The organism is Streptomyces sp. NPDC002144, from assembly GCF_053593695.1.
Map to the genome: position 1 here is coordinate 179,433 of NZ_JBSFDB010000020.1, position 6,682 is coordinate 186,114.

Below are 6,682 nucleotides of genomic sequence, written 5' to 3' on the forward strand. Positions count from 1 at the left end.
GGGGGTGTTGACCCCACAGTCGCAGGCGATCCGGAGGAGAGTGCGGGCGTGGACGTGAACGGCGCGGTCGCCGAGGGCTTCGAGCCGGTCCGGGAAACCTTCGTCCGGAACTTCGAGGTGCTCGGGGACCGGGGCGCGGCGGTGGCCGTGTACCGGAACGGGCACAAGGTCGTCGACCTGTGGGGCGGCACCAAGGACGTCGACGGCGCCGAACCGTGGGAGCACGGCACCGCGCAGATCGTGCGCTCGGCGACCAAGGGCGTCGCCGCCGCCGTACTCCTGCTGCTGCACCAGCGCGGAGAGCTGGACCTGGACGCGCCCGTCGGAGAGTACTGGCCGGAGTTCAAGGCGGCCGGGAAGGAGCGCACCCGTGTGTGGCACCTTCTGGCGCACCGGGCCGGCGTTCCCGTGCTGGATCACCCGCTGACGCCCGCCCAGGCCGCGGACCCGGTGCTCGGCGCGGAGGCGGTCGCGGCGCAGGCGCCGGTGTGGGAGCCGGGGGCGGAGCACGGCTATCACGCGCAGACGTACAGCTGGCTGACCGGTGAGCTGGTGCGGCGGATCACCGGCCGGGAGATCGGCGAGTGGATCGCCGCCGAGATCGCGGGCCCGGTCGGCGCGGACCTCTGGCTCGGCCTGCCGGACGGTCAGAAGGCCAGGGTGGGCCGCGTGGGCGAGGCCGAGCCCCCGGCGGAGGCGGCCGGTGTGCTGCGCACGCGCCCCAAACGGGCCGTCGCCGACGCCTACGCCGACCCCGGCTCCCTCACCCGCCGCGCCTTCGCCGCCATCACCCCGCTCCCCGACGAGAACGACCCCGCCTACCGTGCCGCCGCCCTCCCCGCCTCCAACGGCATCGCGACGGCGGAAGGGCTGGCTCGTTTCTACGCGTCGCTGACCGGCGAAGTGGACGGCGGCACACGGCTGTTCACCCCGGAGACGACGGAACTCGCCCGCGCCGGGCGCAGCGCCGGGCCCGACCGTGTGCTGGTCGTGAACACCCGCTTCGGCCTCGGCTACATGCTGCACGGCGCCGCGTCCCCGCTCCTGACCCCCTCCTCCTTCGGTCATCCCGGCCGCGGCGGCGCCCTCGGCTTCGCCGACCCGGAGACCGGCATCGCCTTCGGCTATGTGACCAACGGCTTCAGGAAGAGCGTGACGGCCGATCCCAGGGCGCAGGCGCTGGTACGGGCGCTACGGGACGTCGTAACGGCATAGGGGCCAGGAAGCTCACGGCCGACGCGCCGTCACACAGCGCCCCTCACACGTGGATCGGATGCGACGTCCGCCCCGAAGCCGAGTCGATCTCCCCGTGAGCCTTGGTCAGCAGTTGCATCGCGATCTCGTTCAACGCCCGCGCACCGGCGATCTCCTCACCCACCCTCGGTTGGTGGGAGTCGGTGTGGTGGCGGGTCGCGTGTCCGTGGGCCCGTACCTCGCTCCCGTCCGGCAGCCGGACCAGCGCGACCGCCTCGGTGTGCAGATCGTCCTCCCGGAACTCCAGCTCGACATGCCATCCCACAGTGGTGTGCATCATGACGATCACCTCCGGAACACCTGCTTCCAGAGTGCTCCTCGCAGGCCCCGAACGCACCACACTCCGCCATTCCCCGACAGCATCGCTCCCCCGCTAACCGGCCCGCAGCATCAACCCGATCCCCGCCACCAGCAGCACCGCCGCCGCCATCCGGGGCGCGCCGAAGCGCTCCTTGAAGAACACCGCGCCGATGGCGGCGCCGACGATGATCGACGACTCGCGCAGGGCCGCGATCGGGGCCAGTTCCGCCTTCGTCTGGGCCCACAGGACCAGCCCGTACGCGAGCACGGACAGCGCGGCGCCGAGGAGGCCGACCGCGGCGAACGGCCGTAGGACGGTGGTGAACTGATCCCGCCAGCGGTACAGGGCGTACGCGGGGATCGCCACGCCCTCCACCGCCATCAGCCAGGCGATGTAGCCGAGGGAGGAGCCGGAGGCGCGTACGCCGAGGCCGTCGACGACCGTGTATCCGGCGATGGTCAGACCGGTCGCGAGGGCCGCGCCGATCGCCGCCCAGTTGGGCCGGCTGCCGCGCAGGCCCCACAGGGCGACCCCGGTCAGGCCCGCGCTGGACAGGGCGATGCCGGCCGCGGCCCAGCCGTCGGGCACCTCGTGCGCGAAGAGGGCGGCGAGCAGCGTGACCACCAGGGGCGCGGTGCCGCGGGCGATCGGGTACGCCTGTCCGAAGTCACCGAGGCGGAAGGACTTCATCAGCAGCATGTAGTAGGCGAGGTGGATGACCGCCGAGACGGCCAGGTAGGGCCAGGCGCCCCCCGCCGGGACCGGGACGAACGGCATCATCGCCAGCCCGATCAGCGATCCGCCGCCCGCGATGAGGGTGAAGCCGACCAGCTTGTCGGTGATGCGGTGGGCGATCGCGTTCCAGCTGGCGTGCGTGACCGCGGCGGCCAGGACGGCCGAGGCGACCAGCGGCGTCACGAGGTGCGCTCGCGCACGTCCACGAGGGTGGCGCCGGCGTGGGCCACGAGGTCCTTGGGTTCCATCGGGAAGACGCTGTACGGCGTCCCGGCCGCCGCCCACACCACGTCGTGCGCGAGCAGTGAACGGTCCGCCAGTACCCGCGTCCTGGTCAGGTGCCCGAAGGGCGGCACACCGCCGATCGCGTACCCGGTGGTCTCCCGCACGACCTCCGCCTTGGCCCGCATCACCTTCCCGGCGCCGAGTTCCGCGCGCACCAGCTCGACGTCGACCCGGGAGGCCCCGTCCATCAGGACCAGCACCGGCACCCCGTCCGCCGCGAAGATCAGCGACTTGCAGATCTGGCTCAGCTCGCACCCGATGGCCTCGGCGGCCTCCGCCGCGGTGCGGGTCGCCTCCGGGAAACGGCGGACGCGGGCATTGAGGTCGTCGAGGCCGAGTTCCTTGAGAGCCGCGGCGAAACGTGGATGGGCTGCCGATTCCAAAGCCGTCATGAACGGCACGCTAGCGGTCCGTGTATGCGGCAGGCGACCGGGTTATCCGAGCGGACCGAACGTCACGGCCTTCGTCTCGGTCACCGCCGCCGTCCGCCCCGGCGCCCCCTGCCAGCGCCAGTACAGGTTCGTGTGGGCGATGACCTGGTCCGGCGGCGGTGCGCCCCACTCGCGCTGGTCGTTGGCGGTGTGCGCGTCGGCGACGAGGGTGACGTCGTAGCCCCGGACGAACGCCCCGTGGATCGTAGAGCGTATGCACGCGTCCGTCTCCGCGCCCGTGACCACGAGGTGGCCGACCCCCGCCTCGGCGAGGACCCGCTCGAGGTCGGTGGCCTCGAAGGAGTCTCCGTAGTTCTTGTGCACGAGGGGCTCGGAGTCGCGGCGCGGCAGCTCGGGCACGTACTGCCAGTCGTCGCTGCCCTTCTCGAGCCCTTCGTCGGAGTGCTGGACCCAGACGACCGGGACGTCCTCGGCGCGGGCCTTGTCGACGAGCGCGGCGATGTTGGCGACGACGGTGTCCCGCTCGTGCGCGGACGCCACGACGCCCTGCTGGACGTCGATCACCAGCAGGGCGGTGTTGGGCCGTTCCTGAAATGTGGTCATGGGGGTCACGCTAGACGGGGCCACTGACAATCGCCCCCCATCAGGCCCCGGGAGCACGCGCCCACGCCTCAAGCCCACGGAGCGTCCGCGGCCGCCGTCTCCCCCACCGCTGCCTCCCCCACCGCCTGCGCCCGCGCCGCCCGACCCCGCGCCACCCGCCCCCGGCGTCCCGCGACCAGGCCGCCCGCCGCGCCCAAGGAGACCAGGCCCATCATCGCGGCGGCGAGGACGCCCTTGACGCCGTCCATCGTGAAGTACAGCACCGCGGCCGTACCGCCGTTGAAGAGGAACAGGAACCACAGCGTGCCGGGGCGGCCCAGGAACGCCTTGACGCGCGGCTTCTTCGCGATCCGCGAGCCCGCCAGCAGGGCGACGACCGCCCCGGCCCCGCTCACGGCGTTCTTGGCGGTGCCGTCGAACACCGCCCCGGCCGCCGTGCTCGCGACGAGGCCGGCCACGAACAACCCCCACAGCAGGGCGTCGGCGACGGCCTTGCGGACGGTGGCGGTGAAGGAAGGGGTGACGGACGTGCTGACGGACGTGGTGACGGACGTCGTGGACCGGGCGTGCCGCATGGGAGGGGCCTTTCGGGAGGGGGTCCGCCGGCGGAACCGCCGACGTGATCCACGATCCCGTCCGGCGCCCCGCACAACGAGGGAGCGGCCTCCCGAACCCGGGGTGTAGCGCACTACACCCCGCAGCTCAGGAGGCCGCCGCCGACTCCGGGAAGGCTCAGGCCCGTACCAGCTCCCGCTCCTCGTCCGGGTCGATGTCCTTCGTCCCGTCCAGGGTCTTCAGACCCTCGCCCTCGACGTCCACGTTGGGCAGCGCCCGGTCCAGCCACTTCGGCAGCCACCAGGCCCTGCGGCCGAGCAGCGCCAGCACCGCCGGGACGATCGCCATGCGGACGACGAACGCGTCGAAGAAGACCGCGATCGCGAGGCCGAAGCCGATCATCTTGATCATGGACTCGCTGGAGCTGATGAACCCTCCGAAGACGGCCATCATGATGACCGCGGCGGCCGCCACCACCCGGGCGCTGTGCCGGAACCCGGTGACCACGGCCTGGCCGGGCGTCTCGCCGTGGACGTACGCCTCCCGCATCCGGGTCACGAGGAACACCTCGTAGTCCATCGCGAGACCGAAGACCACGCCCACCATGAAGATCGGCATCATCGACATGATCGGGCCGGTCTGGTCGACCCCGAGGAGCCCGCCGAGCCAGCCCCACTGGAAGACCGCGACCACGGCGCCGAGCGCGGCGAGCACGCTGAGCAGGAAGCCGAGGGCCGCCTTCAGCGGGACCAGGATCGAGCGGAAGACCACGATCAGCAGCAGGAAGGCGAGCCCCACCACCAGGCCCAGATACGGGATCAGGGCGTCGTTGAGCTTCTGCGAGAAGTCGATGTTCATCGCGGTGGTGCCGGTGACCAGCACCTTCGCGTCCGTGTCGGCCTTGATGCCCACGCCCTTGTCACGGATGGCGTGGACGAGGTCCTCGGTCTGGACCGAGGACGGCTTGGACTTGGGGACGACGGTGATCATCGCGGTGTCGCCGGCGTCGTTGAAGTGCGCCGGAGTCACCGCGGCGACGTCCCCGAGGCCCTTGATCGCGTCGGTCACCCGGGAGGCCGCCGCCTTGGGGTCTGCGCTGTCCTTGGCGTCGGTGACGATCAGCAGAGGCCCGTTGAAGCCCGGCCCGAAGCCCTCCGACAGCAGGTCGTAGGCGCGGCGCTGGGTGGTGGACGTCGGCTGGGAGCCGTCGTCGGGCAGGCCCAGTTCGAGCTGGGTGGCGGGTACGGCGACGGCGCCGAGGCCGACCACGCCGAGCAGCAGGACGGCGGCGGGACGGCGGACGACGAAGCTCGCCCAGCGCTCGCCGAGACCGGGCCTGCCGGGCGCGTCGGAGGCCTTCTTGCGCCGCTTCTCGCCCGCCGCCCGTACCCGCCGGCCCGCGTAGCCGAGCAGCGCCGGGATCATGGTGAGGGCGATGAGGACGGCAACCACGACCGTGCCCGCCGCCGCGAGGCCCATCTTGGTCAGCATCGGGACACCGACGACCGACAGGCCCGCCAGCGCGATCACGACGGTGAGGCCCGCGAAGACCACCGCCGAGCCGGAGGTGCCCACGGCGCGGCCGACCGCCTCCTCGCGGTCGCGGCCCTCGGCCAGCTCGCCGCGGTAGCGGGAGACGATGAACAGGGCGTAGTCGATGCCGACCGCCAGGCCGATCATCAGCGCCAGCGTGGAGGTGGTGTCGCCGAGGTCGAGGGTCTTGGCGAGCGCGGTGATGGTGGAGACGCCGATGCCGACGCCGATGATCGCCGTCAGCAGCGGCAGTCCGGCCGCGACGAGCGAGCCCAGGGTGATGACGAGGACGATCGCGGCGATGACGAGGCCGACGACCTCGCCGGCCGCCCCCGCCTCGGCCCCGGACTGCAGCGCGTCACCGCCGACCTCGACACTCAGCCCGGCGTCCCGCGCCTGCTGGGCGGTGTCCTCCAGGGCGGTGCGGGAGGCGTCCTTGAGCTCCATGCCGGATTTGTCGTACCGCACGGAGGCGTAGGCGACCGTGCCGTCCTTGCTGACGGCGTGCTGCTTGAACGGGTCGTCGACCGAGGTGACCTCGGAGCCGTCGGCCAGCTCCTTCACCGTCTTCTCGACGGTCGCCTTGTTGCCGGCGTCGGTCATCTTCTCGCCGGCCGGCGCCTTGAAGACGACCCGCGCGGTGGCGCCGTCGGAGCTCGTGCCGGGGAAGCGCTGGTCCAGCAGGTCGAAGGCCTTCTGCGCTTCGGTGCCGGGGATCGAGAAGGAGGTGGAGCCGGCGGAGGGGGCACTGGCCGCAGCGACCCCCGCCAGGGTCAGCAGGGCCACCCAGAACAGGGCGACGAAATGCCGTCGCCTGAAGGCGAACCGGCCGAGTCGATAGAGGAACGTGGCCACGGAGGCGTACTCCCGGTCAGGTCGTGGGGTCTTTCAGGGCAGGGGTGATCACCCGCGGGGAGGCAGGGGTGATCGTCCCGACGACGTGAGCGGTGACGTCAGGTGCTGGGGAGAGGGTGGGGAGGGTGGAGAGAGGTCAGGCGCCTAGGGCGGGGAGCACCACGGCGTC

7 protein-coding genes are annotated in these 6,682 nt (G+C 72.2%); 1 reads left to right on the top strand and 6 read right to left on the bottom strand.

The genetic code is table 11. The features are described from left to right. The first annotated feature begins 48 nt into the window (after positions 1-48). Complete coding sequence (locus ACWCQ1_RS28425; RefSeq protein ID WP_451027655.1) at positions 49-1,215, top strand: serine hydrolase domain-containing protein; 1,167 nt, start codon at positions 49-51, stop codon at positions 1,213-1,215. Positions 1,216-1,258: 43 nt separating this feature from the next. On the opposite strand, the gene ACWCQ1_RS28430 is transcribed toward ACWCQ1_RS28425, so the two are convergent. The 6 genes from ACWCQ1_RS28430 to ACWCQ1_RS28455 form a co-directional block, all read right to left on the bottom strand. Beyond that, a complete protein-coding gene (locus ACWCQ1_RS28430; RefSeq protein ID WP_133045865.1) occupies positions 1,259-1,534 on the bottom strand; it encodes a DUF1876 domain-containing protein in 276 nt (91 codons plus the stop codon). A gap of 93 nt (positions 1,535-1,627) precedes the next feature. Beyond that, positions 1,628-2,473 (bottom strand): DMT family transporter, encoded by an 846-nt coding sequence (locus tag ACWCQ1_RS28435; protein ID WP_133045864.1) that lies wholly within the window; start codon positions 2,471-2,473, stop codon positions 1,628-1,630. After that, positions 2,470-2,967, bottom strand: a complete 498-nt coding sequence (locus ACWCQ1_RS28440; RefSeq protein ID WP_451027656.1) for a YbaK/EbsC family protein — start codon at positions 2,965-2,967, stop codon at positions 2,470-2,472. Before ACWCQ1_RS28440 ends, ACWCQ1_RS28435 begins: the two co-directional genes overlap by 4 nt. Positions 2,968-3,009: 42 nt before the next feature. Then, positions 3,010-3,570, bottom strand: coding sequence for a cysteine hydrolase family protein (locus tag ACWCQ1_RS28445; protein WP_451027657.1), 561 nt, complete (start codon positions 3,568-3,570; stop codon positions 3,010-3,012). Positions 3,571-3,638: 68 nt separating this feature from the next. Then, on the bottom strand, positions 3,639-4,145 hold the full coding sequence (locus ACWCQ1_RS28450; protein WP_358592672.1) for a hypothetical protein: 507 nt from the start codon (positions 4,143-4,145) through the stop codon (positions 3,639-3,641). A 157-nt stretch (positions 4,146-4,302) separates the two neighbouring features. After that, on the bottom strand, positions 4,303-6,513 hold the full coding sequence (locus ACWCQ1_RS28455; RefSeq protein ID WP_451027658.1) for an MMPL family transporter: 2,211 nt from the start codon (positions 6,511-6,513) through the stop codon (positions 4,303-4,305). Between the last annotated feature and the right edge of the window lie 169 nt (positions 6,514-6,682).

Excerpts from the sequence above, each read along its gene's own strand:
- ACWCQ1_RS28430 (WP_133045865.1), bottom strand. The coding sequence starts at position 1,534 with ATGATGCACACCACTGTGGGATGGCATGTCGAGCTGGAGTTCCGGGAG.
- ACWCQ1_RS28440 (WP_451027656.1), bottom strand. The coding sequence starts at position 2,967 with ATGACGGCTTTGGAATCGGCAGCCCATCCACGTTTCGCCGCGGCTCTC.
- ACWCQ1_RS28445 (WP_451027657.1), bottom strand. The coding sequence starts at position 3,570 with ATGACCACATTTCAGGAACGGCCCAACACCGCCCTGCTGGTGATCGAC.
- ACWCQ1_RS28450 (WP_358592672.1), bottom strand. The coding sequence starts at position 4,145 with ATGCGGCACGCCCGGTCCACGACGTCCGTCACCACGTCCGTCAGCACG.